This window comes from Vibrio sp. 10N.222.52.B7 (assembly GCF_041474275.1).
Taxonomy (GTDB): domain Bacteria; phylum Pseudomonadota; class Gammaproteobacteria; order Enterobacterales; family Vibrionaceae; genus Vibrio; species Vibrio crassostreae_C.
The window spans coordinates 1-25566 of record NZ_JBFRTU010000030.1 but is presented as its reverse complement, the minus strand read 5'-3'; the positions used below and the strand labels follow the sequence as shown (position 1 = coordinate 25566).

Annotated in this window: 24 protein-coding genes; 6 read left to right on the top strand and 18 right to left on the bottom strand. The window is 44.8% G+C overall.

What is annotated here, in order from left to right; all coding sequences use genetic code 11:
- Positions 1–284 precede the first annotated feature (284 nt).
- Both AB4512_RS10435 and prmB read right to left on the bottom strand, forming a co-directional pair.
- Positions 285–926, bottom strand: a complete 642-nt coding sequence (locus AB4512_RS10435) for a LysE family translocator (protein ID WP_017060639.1) — start codon at positions 924–926, stop codon at positions 285–287.
- Between the two features lie 253 nt (positions 927–1179).
- Positions 1180–2112, bottom strand: a complete 933-nt coding sequence (prmB, locus tag AB4512_RS10430; RefSeq protein WP_372170050.1) for a 50S ribosomal protein L3 N(5)-glutamine methyltransferase — start codon at positions 2110–2112, stop codon at positions 1180–1182.
- 62 nt (positions 2113–2174) lie between these two features.
- On the opposite strand from prmB, the gene smrB reads away from it, so the two are divergent.
- Positions 2175–2705 carry an endonuclease SmrB gene (gene smrB, locus AB4512_RS10425; protein ID WP_048661493.1) on the top strand — a complete coding sequence of 177 codons (531 nt, stop codon included), beginning with the start codon at positions 2175–2177 and terminating at the stop codon, positions 2703–2705.
- A 107-nt stretch (positions 2706–2812) separates the two neighbouring features.
- On the opposite strand, the gene sixA is transcribed toward smrB, so the two are convergent.
- On the bottom strand, positions 2813–3277 hold the full coding sequence (gene sixA, locus AB4512_RS10420; RefSeq protein WP_372174878.1) for a phosphohistidine phosphatase SixA: 465 nt from the start codon (positions 3275–3277) through the stop codon (positions 2813–2815).
- A gap of 305 nt (positions 3278–3582) precedes the next feature.
- On the opposite strand from sixA, the gene AB4512_RS10415 reads away from it, so the two are divergent.
- Complete coding sequence (locus AB4512_RS10415; RefSeq protein ID WP_372174877.1) at positions 3583–6360, top strand: insulinase family protein; 2778 nt, start codon at positions 3583–3585, stop codon at positions 6358–6360.
- Positions 6361–6663: 303 nt separating this feature from the next.
- Here AB4512_RS10415 and fadJ read toward each other — a convergent pair whose 3' ends face one another.
- On the bottom strand, positions 6664–8880 hold the full coding sequence (gene fadJ / locus AB4512_RS10410; protein ID WP_372174876.1) for a fatty acid oxidation complex subunit alpha FadJ: 2217 nt from the start codon (positions 8878–8880) through the stop codon (positions 6664–6666).
- On the bottom strand, positions 8880–10187 hold the full coding sequence (gene fadI / locus AB4512_RS10405) for an acetyl-CoA C-acyltransferase FadI (protein ID WP_017060645.1): 1308 nt from the start codon (positions 10185–10187) through the stop codon (positions 8880–8882). Before fadI ends, fadJ begins: the two co-directional genes overlap by 1 nt.
- Before the next feature lie 525 nt (positions 10188–10712).
- Here fadI and AB4512_RS10400 point away from each other — a divergent pair.
- From AB4512_RS10400 to AB4512_RS10385, 4 genes are all read left to right on the top strand, one after another.
- Positions 10713–11288, top strand: a complete 576-nt coding sequence (locus tag AB4512_RS10400) for a sigma-70 family RNA polymerase sigma factor (protein WP_080582228.1) — start codon at positions 10713–10715, stop codon at positions 11286–11288.
- On the top strand, positions 11281–12009 hold the full coding sequence (locus AB4512_RS10395; RefSeq protein ID WP_060983667.1) for a DUF3379 domain-containing protein: 729 nt from the start codon (positions 11281–11283) through the stop codon (positions 12007–12009). The genes AB4512_RS10400 and AB4512_RS10395 overlap by 8 nt, the downstream gene beginning before the upstream one ends.
- 297 nt (positions 12010–12306) lie before the next feature.
- Positions 12307–13569, top strand: coding sequence for an outer membrane protein transport protein (locus AB4512_RS10390; RefSeq protein ID WP_017068970.1), 1263 nt, complete (start codon positions 12307–12309; stop codon positions 13567–13569).
- Positions 13570–13865: 296 nt separating this feature from the next.
- On the top strand, positions 13866–15170 hold the full coding sequence (locus AB4512_RS10385) for an outer membrane protein transport protein (RefSeq protein WP_372131974.1): 1305 nt from the start codon (positions 13866–13868) through the stop codon (positions 15168–15170).
- Positions 15171–15266: 96 nt separating this feature from the next.
- On the opposite strand, the gene AB4512_RS10380 is transcribed toward AB4512_RS10385, so the two are convergent.
- The 13 genes from AB4512_RS10380 to AB4512_RS10320 form a co-directional block, all read right to left on the bottom strand.
- A complete protein-coding gene (locus tag AB4512_RS10380) occupies positions 15267–16052 on the bottom strand; it encodes a VacJ family lipoprotein (RefSeq protein ID WP_372051039.1) in 786 nt (261 codons plus the stop codon).
- A 124-nt stretch (positions 16053–16176) separates the two neighbouring features.
- Positions 16177–17397 (bottom strand): c-type cytochrome biogenesis protein CcmI, encoded by a 1221-nt coding sequence (gene ccmI, locus AB4512_RS10375; protein WP_050621064.1) that lies wholly within the window; start codon positions 17395–17397, stop codon positions 16177–16179.
- Complete coding sequence (locus AB4512_RS10370; RefSeq protein WP_372174875.1) at positions 17397–17888, bottom strand: cytochrome c-type biogenesis protein; 492 nt, start codon at positions 17886–17888, stop codon at positions 17397–17399. The genes ccmI and AB4512_RS10370 overlap by 1 nt, the downstream gene beginning before the upstream one ends.
- Positions 17885–18436 carry a DsbE family thiol:disulfide interchange protein gene (locus tag AB4512_RS10365; RefSeq protein ID WP_017060653.1) on the bottom strand — a complete coding sequence of 184 codons (552 nt, stop codon included), beginning with the start codon at positions 18434–18436 and terminating at the stop codon, positions 17885–17887. The genes AB4512_RS10370 and AB4512_RS10365 overlap by 4 nt, the downstream gene beginning before the upstream one ends.
- A gap of 5 nt (positions 18437–18441) precedes the next feature.
- Entirely contained in the window at positions 18442–20412 is a 1971-nt protein-coding gene (locus tag AB4512_RS10360) for a heme lyase CcmF/NrfE family subunit (RefSeq protein ID WP_372174874.1), read from the bottom strand.
- Positions 20409–20891 (bottom strand): cytochrome c maturation protein CcmE, encoded by a 483-nt coding sequence (gene ccmE, locus AB4512_RS10355; protein WP_017064106.1) that lies wholly within the window; start codon positions 20889–20891, stop codon positions 20409–20411. The genes AB4512_RS10360 and ccmE overlap by 4 nt, the downstream gene beginning before the upstream one ends.
- Positions 20888–21094 carry a heme exporter protein CcmD gene (ccmD, locus tag AB4512_RS10350; protein ID WP_009848525.1) on the bottom strand — a complete coding sequence of 69 codons (207 nt, stop codon included), beginning with the start codon at positions 21092–21094 and terminating at the stop codon, positions 20888–20890. Before ccmD ends, ccmE begins: the two co-directional genes overlap by 4 nt.
- A 14-nt stretch (positions 21095–21108) precedes the next feature.
- The gene (locus AB4512_RS10345; RefSeq protein ID WP_102332830.1) at positions 21109–21849 is read right to left on the bottom strand and encodes a heme ABC transporter permease; all 741 of its coding nucleotides are present in this window, start codon (positions 21847–21849) and stop codon (positions 21109–21111) included.
- Between the two features lie 148 nt (positions 21850–21997).
- On the bottom strand, positions 21998–22666 hold the full coding sequence (gene ccmB / locus AB4512_RS10340) for a heme exporter protein CcmB (RefSeq protein ID WP_017060658.1): 669 nt from the start codon (positions 22664–22666) through the stop codon (positions 21998–22000).
- Between the two features lies 1 nt (position 22667).
- Positions 22668–23285 (bottom strand): cytochrome c biogenesis heme-transporting ATPase CcmA, encoded by a 618-nt coding sequence (gene ccmA, locus AB4512_RS10335; RefSeq protein ID WP_017060659.1) that lies wholly within the window; start codon positions 23283–23285, stop codon positions 22668–22670.
- Between the two features lie 278 nt (positions 23286–23563).
- Positions 23564–24076, bottom strand: coding sequence for a DUF2802 domain-containing protein (locus tag AB4512_RS10330; protein WP_017060660.1), 513 nt, complete (start codon positions 24074–24076; stop codon positions 23564–23566).
- The gene (locus AB4512_RS10325; protein ID WP_017064109.1) at positions 24076–24570 is read right to left on the bottom strand and encodes a chemotaxis protein CheW; all 495 of its coding nucleotides are present in this window, start codon (positions 24568–24570) and stop codon (positions 24076–24078) included. Before AB4512_RS10325 ends, AB4512_RS10330 begins: the two co-directional genes overlap by 1 nt.
- Before the next feature lie 72 nt (positions 24571–24642).
- The coding region (locus AB4512_RS10320; protein WP_372174873.1) for a chemotaxis protein CheW at positions 24643–25566 on the bottom strand (924 nt) is incomplete at its 5' end.

Sequence of the window (25566 nt, the reverse complement as noted above, 5' to 3'; positions counted from 1 at the left end):
TGATTTCATAATAAAAACTAAAACTATAGAGCCATGAAGCTGACTACATTAGAGCAAGAATACCCACTAGAGAAAGGGTAGAGAAAATCCAAGTACGACTGATTACGCCAAAGTTACTGTGTTGAATCATTTCTTGATGCTGCATATGTCTCTCCTTGAGAACGTGATGGTGTAACTACAATATATCGGCTTTTCGCCAAAAGCAGCAAGCACATTAATATTAACCTTTTATGACAGCATCAAGAATATTCTGTAACCATTCACCTCTCTGATAAAACAGAAAGTTATGCTCGACTGGTCGTCGAAAGCAGTGCGCCAGCCCCAATAAAGACACCTCCAGTGACACGATTAAAGACCTTGGCTCGACCTTTCGCAAACAACCAATTTGACGACTTCGCCCCCAAGTAGGCATACACCAATAACCAAGACAATTCCATCACTGCGAAGGTAAAAGCAAACACGGTAAACTGTGGTAATAGCGCAATTGAGGGATCAATAAACTGTGGGAAAAGTGCAGTAAAAAACAAGATAGCTTTGGGGTTACTCGCGCCAACAATAAAGCCACTTAAGTAATGCTGCGCAGCGCTTTCTTTGACAGATTGAGCACCGCCTTGTTGATCCGATAACTTGTCATAATCTTGTTGGCTAGAGCGCAGAGACTTCCAACCGAGGAAGATAAGGTAAGCCGCACCAGTCCATTTTATGACATTAAATACCACTTCAGACGAAGCAATAATTACCCCTAGCCCGGTAAACGATAAAGTTAAAATACCAGTAATCGCAGTTAAGCTCCCCAAGGCAGTAAATATCGATAATTTAAAGCCAGATTGCACACCTTTGGTCATGCACAATAAAGAACTTGGGCCTGGTGATGCCGTTAAAATTAGCACCGCTAATAAATAATAAATCCATGTATCAAAGCTCATCGTGAATCCTCCTTAACTCACTAAAACGACTAAATATTAAACACCAATATGTAATAAGCCCTCATATTAATCAACTAAATATTGCGCTTAACGTCTTCGATATAAATGCAAACATCTTTAATCTAGGCAATAAAAAACGCCATGCATTGCTGCATGGCGTTTAAATAAAAACGTTTCAAATCGAACGTCTTACTAGATGTCAGGTTCTAAGCTTACAGCCCTAAGATAGGGGCACTAACCTAATAATTGAAACCTAGTCTTTGTAGATAGAGAACTCATCAGCGCAAGCAACAAGCTGCTCACGAGTGATCATGAATACGCCATGACCACCGTTAGAGAATTCAATCCAAGTGAATGGAATCTCTGGGTACTGATCCATCATATGAACCATTGAGTTACCAACTTCACAGATAAGAATACCGTCGTCAGTTAGGTAGTCTGGTGCATTAGCTAAGATGCGACGAACCAATTTCAGACCGTCTGTACCCGCTGCTAGGCCAAGTTCTGGCTCGTGAGTAAACTCATCTGGCAGGCTGTTCATATCTTCTTCGTCCACGTAAGGTGGGTTAGATACGATCAGGTTGTATTTCTCTTTTGGCAAATCACGGAAAAGATCTGAACGGATTGGGAACACTTGCTGCTCCATGCCGTGATCTTGAACGTTCTGCTCTGCAACTTGCAATGCGTCACTAGAGATATCAATCGCATCTACTTCAGCGTCTGGGAATGCGTGAGCACAAGCAATAGCGATACAACCACTACCCGTACACATATCCATGATGCGAGTTGGCTCTTCAGTTAACCAAGGTTGGAATTGAGCTTCGATCAGCTCACCAATTGGAGAACGAGGCACAAGAACACGCTCATCAACGAAGAACTCAAGACCACAGAACCAAGCTTTGTTGGTTAGGTAAGCCGTTGGTGTACGATCATTAATACGCTTGATTACGCGCTCAACAATACGTAGACGTTCGCTGCTCGTTAGACGAGAGTTCATCACATGCGAAGGAACATCAATCGGCAGATAAAGAGTAGGTAAGATAAGTTGTACTGCCTCATCCCACGCGTTATCAGTGCCGTGACCATAAAATAGGCCCGCTGCGTTAAAGCGGCTAACAGTCCAACGAATCACATCTTGAAGCGTGTGTAGTTCTGATACCGCTTCTTCTACAAAAATCTTATCCAAAATTGTCTCCGAAAAGCGCTACAATACTGCTAATTACGTTTCTAATTAGAATTCATAACCTGATGAGCAAAAAAGACACCGACTTCGATGACGATTTCGCCCTGTTCAACGATGCAGTAAAGGGCGTTAAAAAGTTGCAACAGGATACCATAGTCCAGCAGCCAAAAAGAAATGCCAAGCAAAAAGAAATTACTCGAACGGCAAGACAAGCCAGTGATAGCGAGTTTTATTTCTCGGATGAGTTCATTCCGCACCTTAGCGAAGAGGGTCCGACACGCTATGCTCGCGATGATGTCTCGAAATATGAGGTAAAGCGCTTACGTCGTGGTGTCTACGTTCCTGATGTGTATCTCGATATGCATGGTATGACTCAACAAGAAGCTAAACGTGAGCTTGGCGCGATGATTGCGCACTGCGTGAAAGAAAGCGTGGCGTGTGCCTGTGTTCAGCATGGTATCGGTAAACACATCCTTAAACAGAAAGTGCCGTTGTGGCTAGCACAACACCCTGATGTGATGGCTTTCCACCAAGCGCCGTTAGAGTTCGGCGGCAATGGCGCACTATTGGTTCTGTTGTCGATTCCTGAGAAATAATTCTGGTTTTCGAATCCGCTCGACGTCATAAACAACAAAGGGCATCTCAAATATTTGAGGTGCCCTTTTCATTTTGCTTACGAGAGACAACTTAGATTAAGCGTCGACTATGGATTGATATTCCAAAGTAACTCGCCTTTTTGTGTCTCAAGATTGAAGTCGATACACGCTAGGCCCGAAGTGGGAAACATAGGCGGTGCCATGCCTGTTGCAAACTCTGCTGTTAGGTAGCCCACTAGAGGTAAATGAGAAACAAATAAAATGGTCTCTAGTTTTTCTACTTCAGCCATTGCCACGGTCAAATCAAACACATCGTCGGACATTCCATAAGGCGTAATATCATCACAGGTTTCTACTTTCTTTCCAGAAAACGCCTGAGAGATCTCTAACCACGTTTCTTGTGCCCTTAAATATGGGCTCACCAGCACTTTATCGAATTGACTAATCCCCTGCTCATTTGCAGCTTGTGCCACGGCAAGAGAAGCCATTTTCCCGCGCTTGGTCAACGCTCTTTCTACATCCGAGTTGGCAAAATGTTCTGCTTCACCGTGGCGCATAATGAATATTTTCATGTTCAATCCTGTCTTCGTAACATGTCGAAAGTCGATATATCCCATATATCAGCGAAACGCTACTTAGGTTTGGCTCTCAATCCAGAGAAACCGCAGTCAATATAAATAATTATATCAAGTCACTTGCCAAAGAGTTCGACTTTCTTAACAATCTTGTTAAAAGAAAATAAATTACTGATAAAAATCGATAAAAGTGATTTAGAAATCGCCAAAAAGCACTTCATATCCCAAAATATGATCACAAGGTTTGCACGCCGAATCATCGGGTACATAATTTAAAAACCACCTTCTCTGGAGATGCTCCTGTGCACTTAAGCCCAAATGATGAACATCAATACCGCTACATAACCTTAAATAACGGGTTACGTGTACTGTTAGTTCAGGATCAAAATGCTCAAAAAGCAGCAGCCGCATTAGCCGTCAATGTGGGGCATTTTGATGACCCTACAGACCGAGAGGGTTTAGCTCACTACTTAGAGCATATGCTATTTTTGGGAACTGAAAAGTATCCAAAGGTCGGAGAGTTCCAAAGTTTTATCAGCCAGCATGGCGGTAGCAACAACGCTTGGACAGGAACAGAGCACACCTGCTTCTTTTTTGATGTTGAATTGAATGCCTTTGAAACCGCACTCGATCGCTTCAGCCAATTTTTTACCGCTCCCCTTTTCAACGAAGAAGCGTTAGACAAAGAACGCCAAGCCGTTGACTCCGAATACAAGATGAAACTCAACGACGACTCACGACGCTTGTACCAAGTTACCAAAGAACTGGTGAATCACAATCACCCATTCTCGAAGTTTTCTGTCGGTAATATCGATACGTTGGGTGACAGAAACGGCGAGACGATTCGACAAGAGATCTTGGCTTTCCACCAGCAACAATACTCTGCTGACTTGATGACACTGACACTGTCTGGCAATCAGTCGTTAGATGAGATGCAAAGCTGGGTTGAGGATCGCTTTAGCTCAATCACCAATCACAACCTACAAGGCAAAAAGGTTGAAGTTCCGATTGTCGGCGAGTTAAGTACGGGTGTACAAATCCGCGTTGAGCCGATTAAAGAAGTGCGCAAACTGATCTTAACCTTCCCGATGCCAAGCATGGACGAACACTACGGCGTTAAGCCTTTGTCGTTCTTTGCCCACCTTTTAGGTTACGAAGGTGAAGGCAGTTTGATGATGCAACTCAAAGAGAAAGGCTGGATAACATCTCTCTCTGCAGGTGGTGGCGCGAGTGGCAGTAACTACCGTGATTTCACAGTCAGTTGCTCATTGACCATAGAAGGTTTAACCAAAACCGATAACATCATCCAAGCGATATTTCAGTACATCAAGTTAGTCGAACAACAAGGCATAGAAGAGTGGCGCTACCTAGAAAAACGCGCCGTTTTAGAGTCTGCTTTCCGCTTTCAAGAGCCAGCAAGACCGCTTGATGTCGTCAGCCACCTCGTCATCAACATGCAGCACTATCAAGAGCAAGATGTGGTGTATGGCGATTACAAAATGTCGCATTTCGATGACGAATTACAGCGTGCTTTGCTGCCTTACTTAACCGTCGACAACATGCGGGCAACCATTGTTGCTCAGGGATTCGAGTATGACAGGGAAGCGAAGTGGTACTTTACGCCCTACTCGGTCACACCTTTTAGCGCTGAACAAGTTCAATGCTTTACGTGCATTAACCCCGGTTGGCAGTTTGAACTCCCAAGCAAAAACCCGTTTATTTGCTACGATCTAGACCCGACTGAACTCGAAGGTGACGCTAAGTTCCCACAACTGTTAGAAGAGCTCGATGGCTTTAAGCTATGGCATCTGCAAGACCATCAATTCCGGGTGCCAAAAGGTGTGGTGTATGTTGCTATCGATAGCCCGCACTCAGTTGCTAGCCCAAGAAATATCGTTAAAACACGCTTGTGCGTAGAGATGTTCTTAGACTCACTCGAAAAAGATACGTATCAGGCTGAAATCGCCGGAATGGGCTACAACATGTACACCCATCAGGGCGGTGTAACGCTCACTCTGTCCGGGTTTAGCGAGAAACAGCCACAACTGCTCAATATGATTCTTGAACGTTTCCAAGCACGCGACTTTAGTCCAACACGCTTCGAAACCATCAAGCATCAATTGCTCAGAAACTGGAACAACGCGTCGCAAGATCGCCCTATTTCGCAGTTGTTTAATGCAATGACTGGGATACTTCAACCAAATAACCCGCCTTATTCCGTGTTAATTGAAGCCCTAGAAACGATAGAGGTCGATGAGCTCTCCTCTTTTGTTCAAGCAATCTTGGCGGAACTTCATGTTGAGATGTTTGTGTATGGCGACTGGAAAAAAGCCGATGCACACAAGATGGCTGAAACGCTAAAAGATGCACTGCGTGTTCAAGATCAGGCTTACGAAGAATCACTGCGTCCGCTCATCATGCTCGGTGAAAACGGCAGCTTCCAACGTGAAGTGGTGTGTAACCAAGATGATTCAGCAATTGTGGTTTATTACCAATGCCCTGATATTTCACCTAAAAATATCGCGCTGTATTCATTGGCAAACCATTTGATGTCGGCCACTTTCTTCCATGAGATACGAACCAAGCAGCAGCTAGGTTACATGGTCGGTACTGGCAATATGCCGCTCAACCGACACCCTGGTATTGTGTTGTATGTGCAATCACCGAATGCCGCCCCTGCTGACTTGTTAGCTTCAATAGATGAGTTCCTCAATGCCTTTTACATGGTGCTGTTGGAGCTTAACGACTATCAATGGCACAGCAGTAAGCGCGGTCTCTGGAATCAGATTTCGACACCAGATACGACTTTGCGAGGGCGAGCTCAGCGCTTATGGGTTGCGATAGGCAATAAGGATGTTGAGTTCAACCAGAGAGAGCGCGTATTGGAAGACCTTAAGGGGTTAACTCGCTCAGACATGATGCGTTTTGTGGTTAGCCAGCTAAAACCACGCACGGCAAATCGCCTGATTATGCATGCTCACGGTAATGCTCATAATGAGGAAGAGAAGCTGTCAGCAGGTGTTGAAATTGGCTCTATTGATGAGTTTCAGTTACGCCCGAAAGATACTGAGCTAGGCTGATAAAGCTGGAATGAAAATCATAAGGTTGATGTGAAAGCATCAACCTTTTTTATTGGATGCAGCCCAAAAGCAGATCTCCTATTACGCTCCTTCGTCGCTTTAGGAGATGACGGTAGTTTTGATTGACGTGTGTTTGACCACCTTTCTAATCAACGCAATAACTTACTTTTTATCTCTCAATCATCATTCCCGAGAAGGAGGAACGACTGAGTCGGGAATCTCATTCCTTTCACACTCGTTCATAAAACAGAAAAGCCCGCATCAATTGCTTGATACGGGCTTCTTAATCAATGAGTTAGAGAGTTACTTGTAGAAAGACTCACCCAATCCAGCACGTGTCAGTAGGCCATCACATGGCGCGAAACGATCACCGTACTTCTTAGCGAAATCGTTCATCATCTCAACCAGTGACTTAATGCCGATTTGATCCATATAACGGAACGGACCACCTAGGAATGGCGGGAAACCGATACCGAAAATCGCACCGATATCACCATCACGAGGGCTGCGGATAATGCCGTCGTCTAGACAACGAACCGCTTCGTTTAGCATAGGTAACACACAGCGCATCGCGATATCGTTATCGCTCAACTTAGGATCTGGTTGCAGCTTAAGCAGCTTGTAAACTGACTTATCCACTTCCTTCTTCTTGCCTTTGTAAGTGTAGAAACCTTTACCACTCTTGCGGCCTTTACGATTGTCATTCAAAAGAATATCGAACACATCAGGACCTTGGAAACGATCGCCAAGCTCATTCACTAAAATCGGAATGATCTTCGCACCGATATCAACACCCACCTCATCTAATAAAGTGATAGGACCAACCGGGAAACCGAAGTCCAATAACGTGCTGTCGAGCTTTTCAATCGGCTCGTTCGCTAGCAGTAAATGCGCTGCTTCGTTCATGTACGGAGCAAGAATACGGTTCACATAAAAACCAGCCGTGTCTTTCACAACAATCGGCGTTTTACCTTGCTTCTTCGCTAATGCAACAACCGTAGAAATCGTCTCTTCTGACGTAGTTTCATGAGGGATAACTTCTACTAGCGGCATTTTTTCGGCTGGGCTGAAGTAGTGAAGACCGACCACGTTTTCTGGTCGCTGCGCCTTCTCCGCAATCTTATGGATCGGCAATGAAGACGTATTCGTCGCGAAAATAGTCTCTGGCTTGGCATTGGCTTCGATGTCCGCAACCATTGACTGCTTAAGGTCGAGGTCTTCAAATACCGCTTCAATCACCACATCGGTGTGATTAAAGCTCGTAAAGTCGATACCACCAGACAGTTGAAGCATCTTACTTTCAAGGCCCGCTCGGCTCAGAATGCGACGCTTACGCTGCTTATCGAACAACTTGAAGTTGTAGTTAAGCGCGTTCAGTACACCTTCATTTGATACGTCTTTAATGCGTACAGGCACTTTCGCCTTAGCAACACTGACATGGCTGATGCCTGCGCCCATAAGACCACCGCCTAGCACACCAACACGCTTAACCGCTTTGGGTTCTGCGTCTGCGCCGTGTTCTTTTTTCATTTCCGTGGTTGCAAAGAAAATCGAACGAAGGGCTTTAGACTCTGAAGTCATAACCAGTTCTGAGAAACGCTTCGCTTCATACTGAAGACCTTTATCAAAGCCGTTCTCAAGGCCATAACGAATCACGTCTAAAATCGCATCCGCTGCTGGGTAATTGGCGCGTGTTTTCTGATTGGTCTTCTTAGAAGCTTGTTCAAAAATCACTTTACGACCAAGGCCGTTACGTGAAATCAGCTTTTCTTTGGTCGACGCTTGGCTTTTCGACGCAAGGCGCTTACCTTTTTTACTGCCCGTATTCTTTTCAACAAAGCTTTTAGCGACTTCAAGCAGGATAGTTTCAGGCACACAAGCATCCACAACACCGAGCGATTTCGCTTTCTTAGCGCGCAGTTGCTTACCCGTAAGGATTAGGTCAAGAGATGGCAGCAAACCAATAAGGCGAGGTAGACGCTGTGTACCGCCAGAGCCTGGTAACAGACCTAACTGTACTTCTGGCAGACCAACGCGAGTCTTATCTGAATCGGTACATACACGGTAATCACACGCCAGTGCAAGCTCTAAACCACCACCTAAACATGGGCCGTGAATCGCTGCGACTACTGGGTACGGTAGTTCAGAAAGCGTTTGGAACATCTCCTGCCCTTGGCGAGCCAGAGACTGTGCTTCGTCAGCCGTTTTACACGCATCAAGCATTCTTACATCAGCACCAGCGATAAAGTTATCTGGCTTAAGAGAATGAACGATTAGGCCCTTAACTCGGCTTTGCTTTTCTTTGAGTTGCTCGAAGATGGCTTTCATTTCTTCAGCAAAAGCCGCTTGCAGCGTGTTCATTTTCTCGTTTGGTACATCAATCGCTAACCAAGCAATATCTTGCTCATCGATATTGAGAGTAAATGCTGTCGCTTTCTTTTTGGTTGATTCAGTCGCAGAGGTTGAATCTGGTTGAGCGACTGTTTCTTTTTCTGTTGTTGCATCAAGAGTCGTAGACATTATTCTACCTCCAAGATCATTGCTGCACCTAAACCACCAGCCGCACAAGCTGTGTTCAATGCCAAGCCGCCACCGCGACGTTTCAGTTCACGTAATGTTTGAGTCATCATGCGCGCGCCAGTCGCTGCAAACGGATGTCCGTAAGCAATCGAGCTACCCAGCACGTTGAACTTCTCCATATCAATCTCACCGATCGCTTTGTCGCGGCCAAGATTCTTCTGTGCAAACTCATCGCTCGCGAACATTTTAACGTTAGCCAAAACTTGGGCAGCGAATGCTTCATGCATCTCGATCAGTGTAAGGTCTGACAACTCTAAACCGGTGTTCTTTAATACTTGTGAGGTCGCGTAAGTCGGGCCCATCAACATATCTGTTTCAACACCAATCGCTGAGAACGCATAACCACGAATATAACCAAGCACTTCTAAGCCTAGTTCTTTCGCTTTACCTTCGCGCATCAACATCACTGCTGCACCGCCATCGGTAAGAGGCGTAGCATTGGCTGCCGTTACACTGCCGTACTTTCTATCAAAAGCAGGACGTAGCTTGGCGTATCCTTCAACCGTTGAGTCGTGGCGAATGTTGTTGTCTTCCGCTAGATACTTTTTGTAAGGTGCCGGGAATGCCGTCATCACTTCGTCTTTAATCTTGCCTTCTTTCCATGCCTGAGAAGCCAAAGAGTGAGAACGGTGAGCAAGTGCATCTTGAGCTTCGCGAGTAATACCATGCGTCTTAGCCATTTGCTCAGCCGTTTGTCCCATGGATAAACCGGTCGAGTATTCAGCAACTGCAGGTGGTACTGGCATCAAATCTTTTACGGAAAGTGTTTTAAGAATTTTCAGCTTTTGACCCATAGTTTTCGTTTTACTCAGCGCTAATAGATTTGCCGCTAACTTTTTCGAAACACCGATAGGCAATACAGAAGAAGAGTCCGCACCGCCCGCAATACCGATATCAATCGTGCCAGCCATAATGCTTTCGGTCACGTTAACTGCCGCTTGGAAGCTGGTCGCACATGCTCGTGTGACACTGTAGGCATCGGTATTGATGTTCATGCCTGTGCCCAACACGATTTCACGCGCAATGTTCGGCGCTTCTGGCATTTGCACTACTTGGCCGAACACAACTTGTTCGATAAGCGCAGGATCGACATCCGTTCTTGCAAGCATTTCGCTCACAACCATTTTGCCTAGGTCAACCGCAGGCACTTGGCTAAATTCTGTGCTCTGACGAGCAAATGGGGTTCGTAATCCAGCGACAACGGCAACACGTTCTCCAGAACGCGTTTTGACTTCCTGTTTGCCCATGGTTTCTCCTTAAAGTTAAGAGGTCTGACCTGAAGCATTGTAAAGAAGTTGTTAATTAAATCAAACGAGCGTTTAAATAAACGTGATACGAGTATCTCACTGTTTGAAAATATAACTGCGCATTCAGGCGAACCTTTTTGGGGGAAAGGTTGTCGTAAGAGACTAAACTATTGTAAGCAAAGACTGTTATCGCTGTGTAGGGAATGGTTTTCTTGAGGCAAAAAAAAACCACACAAAGCTGTGTGGTCGGAATGTATATAAAGCAATTAACTTAGCGCCAATTGAAATAATCAGTTTCCTGATTAGGAGAAAGTAAAGTCAGCCTTCAAAAGGAAGTGTCGTCTTGCTCAACATGCTAGCCACGAATGACTAACTAGACGACAAGGTGTACTATAACGGGTTCGAGGCCTTAGATTTTGAAGTAGATCAATTTTAATGTGATTTTACGATTTCCTGCCGATCGTTAGCTCTAAAAATATAAAAACGAAGCACAACGTATAGAGGACAGCTATACGCAGAGCAATTATGGAGGCTCGTGTGTCAATAATAAAAATGTTTGGAAAGAAAACAGCCAAGCGTCCGGTCAACTCTGATATGGACAAACAAAGAAAATACGAAGCACTTGTGCGCGCCTATCATCGTGACCTCTTTCGCTACGCCTATTGGTTATGCAAAGACAAAAGCATTGCCGAAGACTTAGTTCAAGAAACTTGCCTTCGTGCATGGAAGTCACTCGATAGCCTTCAAGATGAAAAAGCCGCCAAATCTTGGCTGATTACCATCTTGAGACGCGAGAACGCTCGACGTTTTGAACGCAAACAGTTTGATCTGGTTGATATCGACGATCACGGTAACGATGCTAGTGTCAGTGATGACCCGCACCATCAGCATCAGTGGTTGCAAGCCCAGATCATGAAACTTGAAATTGATTACCGTGAACCTCTCTTCTTGCAAGTGATTGGTGGTTTTAGTGGTGATGAGATTGCCGATATTCTCGATCTCAACAAAAACACGGTGATGACACGTTTATTCAGAGCTCGAAATCAGTTGAAAGAGCTGTTGGATACAGAAGAGGCAGAGAGGGGGCAACATAATGGATGATTTGGAATTTCGTCGTCGTGTATTGTCGGAACCTAAACAACGTACACAAGATATTGTTGATGCGACCGCGAATAGCGAAGCCAATAGTAACTTCTTAGACGATGTACTAGCGCTTGATAAACAGATCCACTCTGCGATGAATGTGGATGTGCCAGACGATCTTGCTGATCGTATTCTGTTCAATCAGACCTCAAGCGAAGAAAGCAAAGTAGTAAGGCCTACGTTTGCGAGACGAGCAATGGCAATGGCTGCCTCAGTGGCGTTTGTTGCTGGTTTATTAGTTGGCCAAGTGAATTGGGGAAATGCATTCGTTTCACCTGCGCAAGCTAGTTTAGTTGATACGGCGATGAAGCATGTGGTTGATGAGAAGAGCTTTGTTAGTAACATCGATGAACAGGTTACATCGCAGCAGATCAACGCAAAAATGAACCCATTTGCTTTTCAGTTTGATGACGCTTTCCCTTACCATGTTTATTACCTAAACCACTGTGGCTTTGGTAAATCCAACGCAGTACATATGGTCTTCCAAGGCGCAAAAGGCAAAGTAACACTGTTTTTAACCGGTATTCCAACAGACAAACCTATCGATTTTGATGAAAAAGGCATGTCCGGCTCGGTAACACCCGTAGATGGCAGCAGCTTAATCCTTGTGGGTGAAAATGGTGAGGATGTTTCCAAAATCGCCGAAAAGCTGACAAAAATGATCAAACCAATGAGCTAATTCGCTCTTAAAGCCCCGTCACAAAAGGCCCAGCAATTATATTACTGATATTGCTGGGCTTTATTTATAAATGAACCACAAAACCATTCACACCACCAATACCTCTAGAGTTAAAACTCTAAAAAACAGCATTTCACACCATTTTCGTGCCAGATAGGCGTCATTTCCATAATTTTCCACTCAAAATTCCCAATGGTCGGATTTGTATATCGTATACTTGCGAATAGGATCAGCCACCATTGAGCAATTGCTCAAATTAATCGCCCTGTAGAGGCGGATATATAAAGGAATAAATGAATGACTACCAACAACACGCGTCTGTTTAAAAAGTCTCTTTTAGCAGTAACAATTACACTGGCGTCTTCGCAAGCGATGGCAGCAGGTTTCCAACTTAACGCACAATCAGCTACCGGTATCGGCCGTGCTTTCGCTGGTGATGCAGTAATCGCAGATAACGCGTCAGTAATGGCACGTAACCCTGCGGCAATGGCACTGTTTGACAAAACTGAACTATCTCTTGGTTTTGAAAGCATCACTTCTATGATTGAAGTCAAGGATGCTACTTACACAGGCTTCATGGGCGGTAATTCTAGCAATGCTGACTATGACGATGCTGGCGATACTTCGATTGCACCAAACATTCATCTAATCGTTCCAGTAAATGATAAATTTGCATGGGGTGTAAATGCTTATTCTAACTTCGGTACAAAAACTGAATTCAGCGATAGCTATGTGGGTGGTGAATACGGCGGCCTAACAGATGTAAAAAGTGTTAACTTTGGTTTAGCTGGTTCATACCGTCTAAACAAACAGTGGAGCTTTGGTGCAGGCCTTGACCTTATTTACGGTAAAGGCGAACTGAAACGAACAATGAGCTCGGAAGTTAATACTCCGCCAATCCCAGGCTTGCCACAAGCAGGTCAAACAGTTCTTGATGCTGAAGCGGATGGTTGGGCTGTGGGCTTTAACCTTGGTACTGTTTTCGAGTTAAATGAAAATAACCGTTTTGGTTTGGCTTACCACTACTCTCCGAAACTTGAAGCTGAAGGCGATATCAGCTACCAAGGCACTGAATATAAAGATGATACCCTTCATATGCCTCTACCTGATATGGTTGAGTTCTCTGGTTTCCACAAGATTGAAGATACTAAATTCGCAGTTCATTACTCAGTGCAATGGATTGGTTGGAGCTCATTTGACAAGCTAGAAGCAGACAAAGCAGGTGTTCTAAACAATTACGAATGGCAGAATGGTATGCACTACTCTCTAGGTGGTACATATTACATGAATCGCGATTGGACACTTCGTGCCGGCTACATGTATGACACAAGTGCACAAGATGAAGTCACTTCAGTTTCAGTTCCAGATTCAGATCGCCAATGGTTCTCAGCTGGTTTCACATACCACCTAGACGAAAAGTCGAACATCGACTTTGGTTTCACATACTTAATGGGCGACGATGTTAAAGTTAATGAATCAACTTCTGTTGTTTCGTCAATTTCAGCAACAACTCGTGCAGATGCAATCCTAATGGGTCTACAGTACAGCCGTAGCTTCTAATAAAAGCTAGGTTATAAACCTCAAAGGGTCGCATAATGCGACCCTTTTTTATTACCTAAACCACTGACCTACATCAATTTAAGCTTACAACTGTAGCCTGCAAGGTCAATATATGACTACAAGTGTACGCTCAAACTTCGCAACACAGCAGAAACATTTAGATTATTTCTCTAATAATTAAACACATTTACTCATTAAATCCCTAAAACACTGTTTTATTCGAATTTCATTTTTAAAGCAATGACTCTAAACGTAGAATCACGCCACTAAATACTTATGATTCAGCGAACATAATAATGAAAATGAATAAGACTCTTCTATCTGCTGCAGTGGCAGTTGGACTACTTTCGACTTCTACCGTCACTCACGCGGCAGGTTTTCAACTAGCAGAATACTCAGCAACAGGCCTTGGCCGCGCATACGCTGGTGAAGCTGCAATGGCTGACGGCGCAGACGCACAATGGCGTAACCCTGCCATGCTGACTTACCTAGAAGGTACTCAGGTTTCTGTTGGTGCTATCTATGTTGACCCTAACATCGATATCGACGGTACTTCTACGTCCATGATGGGACAATCGACTTCGTCAAATTCTAGCGATTTTGCGCACAGTGCAGTAATTCCAAACTTTTATGTTTCTCATAAGTACAACGACAAGTTCGCATTAGGCTTTGCTGCTGGCACTAACTACGGTATGGAAACAGACCTAGGTAAAGACTTTGGTGGCGCAAACCACGGTAACGAAGCAAGTGTTACTACGATGGAGCTAAACCTAAACGCGGCTTACCAAGTACTTGAAAGCGTATCTATTGGTGGTGGTATTCGTTACATCATGGCTGAAGGTAGCTTTGGAGCGGTATCTACAGTTAACTCTCTAGTTCCTATGCCTCAAGGTACAGCTTTAAAATACATGGAAGGTGATGACACAGCGTGGGGCTGGCAAGTTGGTACCGCTTGGCAGATCAATGAAAACAACCGCCTTGGTTTTACCTACAAGTCAGAAGTAGACCTAACGCTTGAGGGCCACGCAAATGGTGTCGCTTTTGATGCTGTTGCTGGCGCTTTAGGTACTCCTGTGAAGTCAAAATATAACGGCTCAATGCAACTTGCATTGCCAGCAACCGCCGAGCTTGCAAGCTTCCATCAACTATCAGATAAAGTCGCTGTACATGCGAGCGTTAACTGGACTAATTGGAGTAGCTTTGAAGAACTGGTAGCTGACATCCCTGAATTCGGTCCTGCTCGAACTCAAGATATCAAGCAAGAGAACTGGGAAGACAACTACCGATTTGCGATCGGTACAACTTACCAAATGACACCTAAGTTAGCTCTGCGCTCTGGTATTGCGTACGATACTTCAGCGGTAAGCGAAGAGCACCGTACAGCAACGATTCCGGAAACAGACCGCACTTGGTTAAGTATTGGTGCTGGCTACCAATGGTCTGAGCAACTAACACTAGACGCTGGTTTCACTTACATCCTAGCGAAAGACGCAAAAATGGTTGAAGATGACGCAAGTTCTGCGCCATTTGGTGGTGACTTCGAAGGTGAAGTAACTGGTAGTATTTGGCTAGTGGGTATCCAAGCTAACTACCGTTTCTAATCTGTTTGACTTAATCTAAAGTAAACAAACATTAAAAAGGCTCGATGTTGTTATCAACATCGAGCCTTTCTTTTATCGGTTCTCTAAATCATGTTTCTAGTAATCTTCTAGATAACCATCGATGAAGTCTTCTTCTTCAAGGTCGACCTCTTCAGGTTCTATCTCGGCTTTGAAGTCACGACGTTGAATGTAAACATCACGCGTTAATGCATATGGATCAGGAGAGTTATCCAACAGCGCTTCTTGTGATACTAACTGAGCACGTGTTTCCATGCCTTCAAATGCCCACTTGCCTAAGCTAGCCCAGAAATTCAAGAACGACAGAGGGACATACAAGCCATCAACGGTTTCAGTTACTTCACGCGTTGTTAGTGGACCATAACCCGGCACCATGAAGTACGGACCATTCCCTACTCCGTAATGACCAATCGCATCAGAGAACGACTTATCATCGTACTTGGTAATCCCAGCTTCACTAGCAATATCGATTAAGCCTAACAAACCAATCGTTGAGTTAATCCAAAAACGATTGAAATGGTCGAGTGCTTTTTCACCATTGCCCATAATAAGGTTGTTAACCATGCTTGATGGTTCGTCTAAGTTGGCTAGAAAATTGGAGATACCAGAACGCACTGGCACAGGGGTGTAGTCAACATAAGCAAGGGAAACAGGACGAACTAAATAAGGATCTAGATATTCGTAGTTGATATCCCACATTGCTCGGTTGAAGCCTTCAAAAGGATCATTCGGGTGGGACTCTTCGACGTATTCAGAGGTTTCGAGGTTATCATCGTCAACACTTTCGTCCGGCGCACTTGAACACCCAACCGTTAAGCTTGCGATAAAAAGTAAACTCGAGAGTCTTAAAACACTGACAGACATATCACCTTTTCCATAAGGAATTCAAATAATAAAAAAGGCCAGCAATCGCTGGCCTCAATTGTTTGGCTAAGTCTATACCGTTTATCTGCAAATCGGAATAGCTAACACCTATGCAAAGTGATGATTAATATTGCTTATTGATATCAATGGTGACTGGAGCGCCCAATTCAACCACTTCACTTTCACCGTACCAATCACCTTCGCGAGTTGAAACGTTGCCGTCTGTATCAAGCCTAGCTCTAACCATCAGAGTTTCAAGGCTAGACAGCTCTTGTCCTTCCAGCATGCTGTTGCCGTCATCTAGCACAACAGTACGAGGGAAAGTCCCTAGTGGGTAACGAGCGGCTGCGATAGGCATTGGAGAACCATCCGCTCTGTGTACTGACACAATTAACACTGAGTTAGGGTCAGCATTCACGTCTGCAGATAGATCGAGCGTTACAGCAACAGTCTTACCTTGGTCGACACCCATAGTGTCACCCATTTTCTTCTGAGCACTTTCAATGCTGCGCGAAAGCATTTCATAGCGACTGTCTTGTGGACCAATCATCTGTTGCATGATGCTCCAGTACTTCACAGCACCTGGATAGTCTTGACGCTCAAATGCATCGAACGCTAGCAGTGAGAACACACGAAGGTCTACGTAATCGTTTTGAATCAAACGGCTCAAAATCAAACGAGCTTGGTTTTGATCCGCTTCATCAGGTGAAAGCATCAGTGCTTGTGCGAAACCTAACTGAACATCTTCATTCTTAGGTTCAAGCTTGTAAGCTCGTTCCATAGAATCTTTTGCTGTTTCAGCATCACGGTTAGCCAGTGCAATACGACCGAGTAGCAACCAACCTGTTGAATCTTTTGGCTGGTAATGCAGACGAGTACGAAGCGCTAGAGTCAAATCTTCCAGCTCATCATCCGTTAGTGCACCACCTTCCGATGACATTAGCTTTTTAGACAACTCAGGAAGGTTAGAGCTCACTTCTTGCCAGTGTTGAACTTTGTCCAATGCACCGAACTTAAAGTACATACCATAAGTCACAACGACGACAAGAATGATCGACGGTACAACCACACCAAGCGTAGAGATTTGAGTCTTCTTCATCTCTTCTTGGGCAGGAACATCATCAAGCAGAGACTGTTTCAAATCAGCGATCAGTTCTTGTTGGTTATCAACAAGACCTTCCTCTGCTTCTACTTCTAACTCGACAAGACGGTCTTTATAGAATGCTTTGTTCAACTCGTCGCGAAGCATCTCGTCATTGTTTGCCTTCTTATTAATAAAAGGCAGAACAATTAAGAAAATTGCCGCTAGCGAAAGGATAATGGTAGAAATCCAAAATAGAGTCATTACTTCTTATCTCCGTCGTTCTCTTCATCGAGTAACGCTTTTAAGCGAGCTTCTTTGTCTGCATCCCAGTCTTTATCTGACTCTACTGCTGCTTTTGATTTTGACTTTCTGCTTCGTAAAATAATCAAACCAAATCCAAACACAACAACCGCAAACGGACCAATCCAAAGGACCGATGTAGCTAGTGTCAGTGGTGGATTGTAAGTCACAAAGTTACCGTAGCGAGCAATCATGTAATCAATGATATCTTGCTTCGACTTGCCATCTTTTGTCATCTCGTACACTTTTTGGCGTAAGTCGACCGCTAGTTCAGCGTTCGAATCACCAATCGTGTTGTTCTGACATTTAGGACAACGCAGCGTATTGCTCAGCTCTTTGAACTGCTGTTCTTGATCCACGGTTTCGAATTCATGAAACTCGATAGGCGCAGCAGAAACAGTCGCTGAGATTGCGAACGTAGCGAATAGAGTAATCAGTGCCTTTCTAATCATTTCGATTCCTCCAACAACTCTTGATACATCGGCTCAAGCGTCGATGCCCAGTTGGTTGGGTTCACGTCACCAACATGGCGGTAGCGAACTACGCCGTTAGCATCGATTAGGAAGGTTTCAGGCGCGCCATACACACCAAGGTCAAGACCTAGCATGCCGTTACCATCAAACAGGCTGATTAGGTACGGGTTACCCAGCTCTTTTAACCAACCAACCGCTTTGTTGCGATCATCTTTGTAGTTAAGACCAATGATCTTAACGCCTTGATCCGCGAGCTTGTTCAGGTAAGAGTGCTCTGCATAACAAGTAGGACACCAAGTCGCCCACACGTTTAGAAGTAGTGGCTCACCTTTAAAGATCGCTTGATCATGAAACTTACCTGGTTGCTCTAAGTCTTCTAGACCGAACTCAGGAACAGGCTTACCAATCAATACAGATTCAAGCTTAGTCGGGTCATCGCCCGACTGGTTGCGCATTAATTGCGTTGCAAAGATTCCAGCTAGAACCATGAACGCAATCAATGGAATGAATAAAATCTTCTTGTTCATTCGAATTAAGCCTCCTGCTCTTCAGCCGACTTTTTTGTTGGCTTACGGAAACGGTAACGACGGTCACTGATTGCAATAGCACCACCAATCGACATGATCAAAGAACCTGCCCAGATCCAACGTACAAACGGTTTGTAGTAGATACGTACGGCCCAAGACTTGTTGTCGTCCAAACGCTCACCCATTGCGATGTATAGGTCGCGTGTTACGCCACGGTCAATCGCCGCTTCTGTCATCATAGACTTAGCTGTGGTGTAGAAACGTTTTTCAGCGTGAAGCGTGTTGATGTATTTGCCTTCTTTAGTAATTTCAAAGTCAGCAATGTAACCATCGTAGTTAGGACCATCTTTGTCACGAACCCCTGTAAACAGGAAGCTGTATTCTTCAAGCTGGTAGCTTTCACCTGGCGCCAGACGCACATCACGTTCGATGCTGTAGTTCTGCACCATCGCGATACCAATCACTGTCACGGCTAAACCAATGTGACCACACATCATTGCCCAGTGGCTACGAGGTAGCTTAGTTAGACCTTTCAGGAATGTGTGACGGTGAGTCGCACGCTCATACAGCTCAAAACCGTGCATGAAGATGATCCAGAACGCCATTACCCAACCAGCAAACGCAGTACCACTGAAGCGGTCAGCCAGTAGAGCAACCATTAGCGCACTCAAGCCAAGTGAGAATGCACCTGAAATCAGCATTGGTTTAACAAGCTTAGATAGGTTGTCACGTTTCCAGCGGATCAGAGGACCGATACCAAGCAGGAACGAGAACGGGATCATTAACCAGAAGAACAACATGTCAAAGAATGGTGCACCGATAGATACCGAGCCCAAGCCTAACTGTTTGTGAACTAATGGCAGTAGCGTACCGACTAACACAACGACAAGCGCTGCAATCAATAAGATGTTGTTACCAAGCAGTGCGTTTTCACGAGAAACCAAATCGAAGTTACCGCGAACACGAACCGATGCGCCTTTAATAGCGAACAACAGCAGTGAGCCACCGATAACAAAGACTAGGAAACCTAGAATAAACATACCACGAGCAGGATCCGACGCGAATGCGTGAACCGATACCAATATGCCCGAACGAACTAAGAATGTACCTAGTAAGCTTAGCGAGAATGCAGAGATAGCCAGCAATACTGTCCAAGCTTTAAATGTGCCACGCTTTTCTGTTACCGCTAGTGAGTGCATTAGAGCAGTACCAGCCAACCAAGGCATGAATGAAGCGTTTTCTACTGGATCCCAGAACCACCAGCCACCCCAGCCAAGTTCGTAGTAAGCCCACCATGAACCTAGTGCGATACCTACCGTTAGGAATAACCAAGCTGCGATTGTCCAAGGACGCGACCAACGAGCCCATGCCGTATCAAGACGACCACTCATTAGAGAAGCGATGGCGAAAGAGAACGCAACAGAGAAACCTACATAACCCATGTAAAGCATTGGCGGGTGAATAATCAAACCCGGATCTTGCAGTAGTGGGTTCAGGTCACGGCCATCAACAGGGAAGAAAGGCAATGTACGTAAGAACGGGTTAGACGTCACGATAATGAACAGCAAGAAGCCGACAGTAATCAGACCCATGATAGCCAAAACGCGAGCCACAGACTCTTGAGGCATACCACGACTGAATGTCGCTACTGCTACAGTCCAACCCGCTTGGATGAGAACCCAAAGCAGTAATGAACCTTCGTGCGCACCCCAAACCGCCGTAATTCGGTAGTACCAAGGTAGTTGGCTGTTTGAGTTACTTGCTACGTATTGAATCGTAAAATCATTTGTGTAAAACGCGTAACACAAGATAAAGAACGAAATCGCTAAGAATCCGAACATACCCCACGACAACGGTCGTGCGCTGTTCATCAATAATGTGTTATTTCGAGCGGCTCCATACAATGGGAGCACGCTTAGCAGCAATGCAAGTCCCAAGGACAGGATCATCGCAAAATGGCCGATCTCGGCTATCATTGAGCATTTCCTTCTTTTTGTTCAGTCGTGTATTGCAAAGGCTCATGGGTTTTCTTCATTGCTTCCGCAACTTCAGAAGGCATGTACTCTTCATCGTGCTTTGCCAACACCTCAAACGCTTCGATTGTCGTTGCATTTTTAAGGACACCCTGAGCAACAATACCTTGGCCTTCACGGAAAAGATCAGGAAGGATGCCATCGTATAGAATCGTTACTTTAGGGCCTACATCTTGCAAATCAAAGCTTACACGTAGTGATTCATTGTCACGGCTTACAGAGCCGACTACGACCATGCCACCAATACGTAGGCGTTGACCAACTTCAGGTTTTTTACCATCTTTGCCGTTGACCAGCTCAGTTGGTGTGTAGAACAGATCCATGTTCTGGTTAAGTGCGTAAACCATCAATCCAACAGTCGCACTGATACCAAAAAAGATCGCTAAGACAATGCCCAGCCTCTTTTTACGTCTTGGGTTCATAGAGTGTTCTCCATATTTTTTGCTGCATCGATACGAGCTTGACGATCAATCTTAGCTTGTACTTCATTTAGTAATTGCTTACCACGACGAACGCTTACGACCAGTAAAATGATCATCGCGAGGAATGTGATTCCAAATGCACTCCAGACATACGAGGCATAACCTCCCATGGCAAAGAAATCACTCAAAGATTCAAAATACATAATTACCTACCCTACTACGCTTTTTCAGCCGCAAGCTTGCGAACCCATGGACGGTGACTTTCTTTACTGATGATTTCGTTACGGAAACGAACCATAGTCACAGCACCAAAGAAAAAGGCGAAGCCGAAGATGTTAAGAAGAAGCGGCCATAACATGTCACTTGAGATCGAAGGTTTTGCGAACTTAGTAATGGTCGCGCCTTGATGAAGTGTATTCCACCACTCTACAGAGAAGTGAATGATAGGGAGGTTAATCACGCCTACGATAGCCAAGATACCCGCCGCTTTCGCTGCTGTTTTTTGGTCGTCAAAAGCGTGGTGTAGTGCGATCACACCCAAGTATAGGAATAGAAGAATCAGCTCTGAGGTTAAACGCGCATCCCAAACCCACCAAGCACCCCACATTGGTTTACCCCAAACTGCGCCAGTTAGTAACGCAATGAAGGTAAACACAGCGCCAATCGGTGCCATCGCCAGTGCGGCCATGTCTGATAGCCTTACCTGCCATACCAAACCGATAAAGGCAGCAATCGCCATCGACATGTAAACGCCCATCGACCAGATTGCAGACGGAACATGGATGTAGATGATACGGAAGCTATCGCCTTGTTGGTAATCAGAAGGCGCAAATGCAAGCCCCCACACGGTACCGACGGATAGACACAATAGCGCTAGGATCGAAAACCATGGCAAAAGTTTACCAGCAAGCTGATAAGAGGTTTCTGCTTTGGCATAGGGATGGAGCCATTTCCACATGTTGTAATCTCACTCTTACTTCATATTGCTTACAGCTATTAAAGCTATAATTATAATAATTTTATTTGTCTTGCTTTCAGTTTTATTGACTCTATGAGTCCAATCGACACATTTGGTTCACATTGGCTATACGATAACGGAACCCCAATCAGTTCACACTTACTCTAAGTGCGGCACTGATCGCAAAAGGCGTCATAGTCATCGCACCCATTAACATTGCCCCAAGCACCGCCAATTGACCGTTGTATGCAACGCCCAAAGCCGCAGCGTCAATTGCTGACGTCGCGAAGATTAAAATGGGGATGTAAAGCGGCAAGATTAACAGGCTTAACAGGACTCCGCCCTTCTGTAACCCAACGGTTAACGCAACACCAATCGCACCAATAAAACTCAATGCGGGTGTTCCTACCAGCAAGGTCAACACAACTGAGAGCCATGTATCAAAATCTAAAGACAACAAAACAGCCAATAATGGGCTGATTAAAATCAATGGTAACCCGGTCAACAACCAGTGTGCTATGACTTTGGACAATACTACCAACTGCAACGGGATTGGCATCAGCATCATCTGTTCAAGGGCGCCATCTTGAAAATCATCACGGAAAAGACGCTCTAAAGAGAGCAATGCAGAGAGCAAAGCGGCCACCCAAACAATACCCGCAGCAATACGCGCAAGTAGGTTTGGCTCTGGGCCAATACTCAAAGGGAAAAGCGTGATAACAATGATGAAGAACCACAAAGGGTTAAAGATATCCGCTTGACGTCGAAACGCGATAAGCAGTTCGCGTCGGATAATCGTGGTCATTGAAGAGATCATATTACTCACCCAACTTTATTTTTCTTAGTTTCGGGCTATCAGCAAACATATCTTGGTGTGTGGTTAACAACACAATGCCACCGTTGTCTGCATGCTGAGAAAAAAGAGATTCGAGAACTTTCACGCCCTGCTTATCAATGGCAGTCAGCGGCTCATCAAGAATCCACAACATTTGCTTGCTCAACCAAAGGCGAGCCAACGCAACTCGGCGTTGTTGGCCTGCTGAAAGTTGCCCCGCAGGTACGTCTTCTCTGCCCGCAAGCCCGACTTGAGCCAGCGCGTGATAAAGCTCTTCTTTGCTGGTACCGCCACTGTGAATCGACTGATAAAAGCTCAGATTCTCATAAGCACTAAGCTCGCGCTTTACGCCTGTTTGGTGACCAAGAAAAAGTAAATTTTGATGATAAACATCTCGACTCGATTCAATAGACTCACCGTCCCAAGAGATAGTGCCGTCATCGCGATCGCCTAAGCCAGTAATAATCCTAAGGAGTGTCGTTTTCCCGGTACCGTTACGACCTTCAACTTGAACCAGCTCACCTGGTTTCAATTGAAAAGACAACGATTCAAACAGAATCCTGTCGTCACGAATAGCAGTTAAATTTGAGACTTCTAGCATAGGTAAATTTAGTCGAGTAATGAGAGCACTATAGTAGCACACCAACATGGTGACAAAACAGGACTAGGCGTTTTCGATAGAACAAAGTCGGTAAGAAACTGTTACCACCTCATCACAATTTACACATTTTCATCAACAAACAAGATATTGTCGTAGATACAAGCACTTATAAACATCGTTCTATATAGATCGGACAGACATAAAAAAAGAAGCCGAAGCTTCTTTTAAGAGGAATACGTAATAAACATCAATTGCTCAATACGAATTAAGCGCTCAATTTAACGACGTCGAGGCGGGTCTCTGCGATCGCGAGAGGCATCGGGTTGCTGATCGTACGATGAAGGGTCGCTTCGTAATGAAGGAATTTTCTCTTTACCAGCAAGCTTGTTCTGCAGAGACATCATCAGCTCAGCTTCTGCTTTGGGTAATTCACATTCTTCAATTAACTCGTTAATCCCAGCGCCAAGCTGAACCATTTTCGTTGCACGTGTGTACAAACGTCCATCGGTATCCGCATGTTCCAGCTCAACAATACGTTCATTCAAATGTTTGATAAGATCTTGTTGTTCAGTCACTTTCTGGCCAAGGCCAACCACAACAGAGCGAACCTCAAGTAATTGCTTACTCGATTTTTGAAGCTCTTTGTCCAAGTTACGAACTTGCAGGCGTGACTGATCGAGCTGCTTTTGAATCGCACGTTTTACTTTGCTAATCAAAATCAGGATAAATAACGTAAAAACCCCAACGCCTGATATCAGAGCGACAGGGCTTAAAGGAAGCGCTTCAAACATTACAGGTGAGCCATCTCATCCCATTCGTCTTCGCTTAGTAGTTTGTTTAGATCTACTAAGATAAGTAGCTTGCCATCTCGGTTACTTACACCTTGGATGAACTTAGCACTTTCATCAGTACCAACACTTGGCGTTGTGTCGATTTCAGAAGAACGCAGGTAAACCACTTCAGCAACGCTATCTACTAGAATGCCAATTACTTGACGCTCAGATTCAATAACGATGATACGAGTGTTGTCTGTGATTTCACCTTGCATCAAACCAAAGCGAGAACGAGTGTCGATAACAGTAACAACGTTACCACGTAGGTTAATAATACCTAGAACGTAATCTGGAGCACCCGGTACTGGAGCAATTTCGCTGTAACGTAGTACTTCACGTACTTGCATTACGTTGATGCCGTAAGTTTCTTCTTCTAGCTGGAAAGTCACCCATTGAAGTACTTCATCATTCGTTTGCTCTTTTCTTACTTCAACTTCACTCATATGAGACATAGATAATCCTCTTGCCGTCGTTACCGACCACTATTATTAACTTGATGCTTATTGTTAGCCCAATGCTTATTACTAGCTTAATGCTTTTACATCTAGCCCTGCGTTTAGCATGGCGATTAATGCTTCAACATGAATCAAAGCACACATTTTTTCTTTTACCATACCAGCGAGCCATGGGCGTTTCCCTGCCATTTCTCGCCAACGTACTTTGTCTGTATTAAGTAGCTCGGTGCCTTTGAGCTCTGTGCCCGCCAGACCCCACAAGCTCTCTCCAAGCATCACTATATATTGATAGTTTTCTTTGTATTCGTCACCTGATAGTTTCTCAGACATCACCCATTTTGCGGTGTCGACCACATCTAGCTGACTATCACGGTTGGTTTGTAAACCCAAATACCAAGCTGGCTTACCAATGATATGACTTAACTCTTCAAGGCGATGGATGCCGCCAAGCTCATCAAGTGGCACCGCAAAGGTCACGCCGTTTACATCAAAATACAAGACTTGAAAGTCTTCTTTGCGAATCGTACTTTCCCAAGAGGTAAACTGGTCAGCACCTCCGGCTTGAGTTTCGGGTTCAATAACTGTCTCGGGATCAGGAACGTCAAGTTCAGGCTCAACAGCCTTAACTTCTACTTGTTCCGTCTCCAGCGATTCAGCTTGTAACTCTTCAATTTGCTGCGATTCAACAGATGACTCTGCAGCAATTGATAAATCGGGTTCTGGAAGATTCCAATCTTGAATCTCTGGCTCTTCAAACACTTGAACAGACTCAACCGCAGCATCAAACATTTGCATGTCAGCTTGCTGGGCGATTTTCTGGGTGTTCTGATCCATCAACTCATCAAGGTTCAGTTCATCAACAACATTGGTCGCCTCTAAACGGCTGAGTAGTTTCTGAACATCTTCAAGGTTAGGAACCTCAAACTCAGCCGCGCGTATTTCTGCGTAGCTTGAGTGGTGACTCGAAAATTGGCGCTCTGGCTCTGGCTCTGG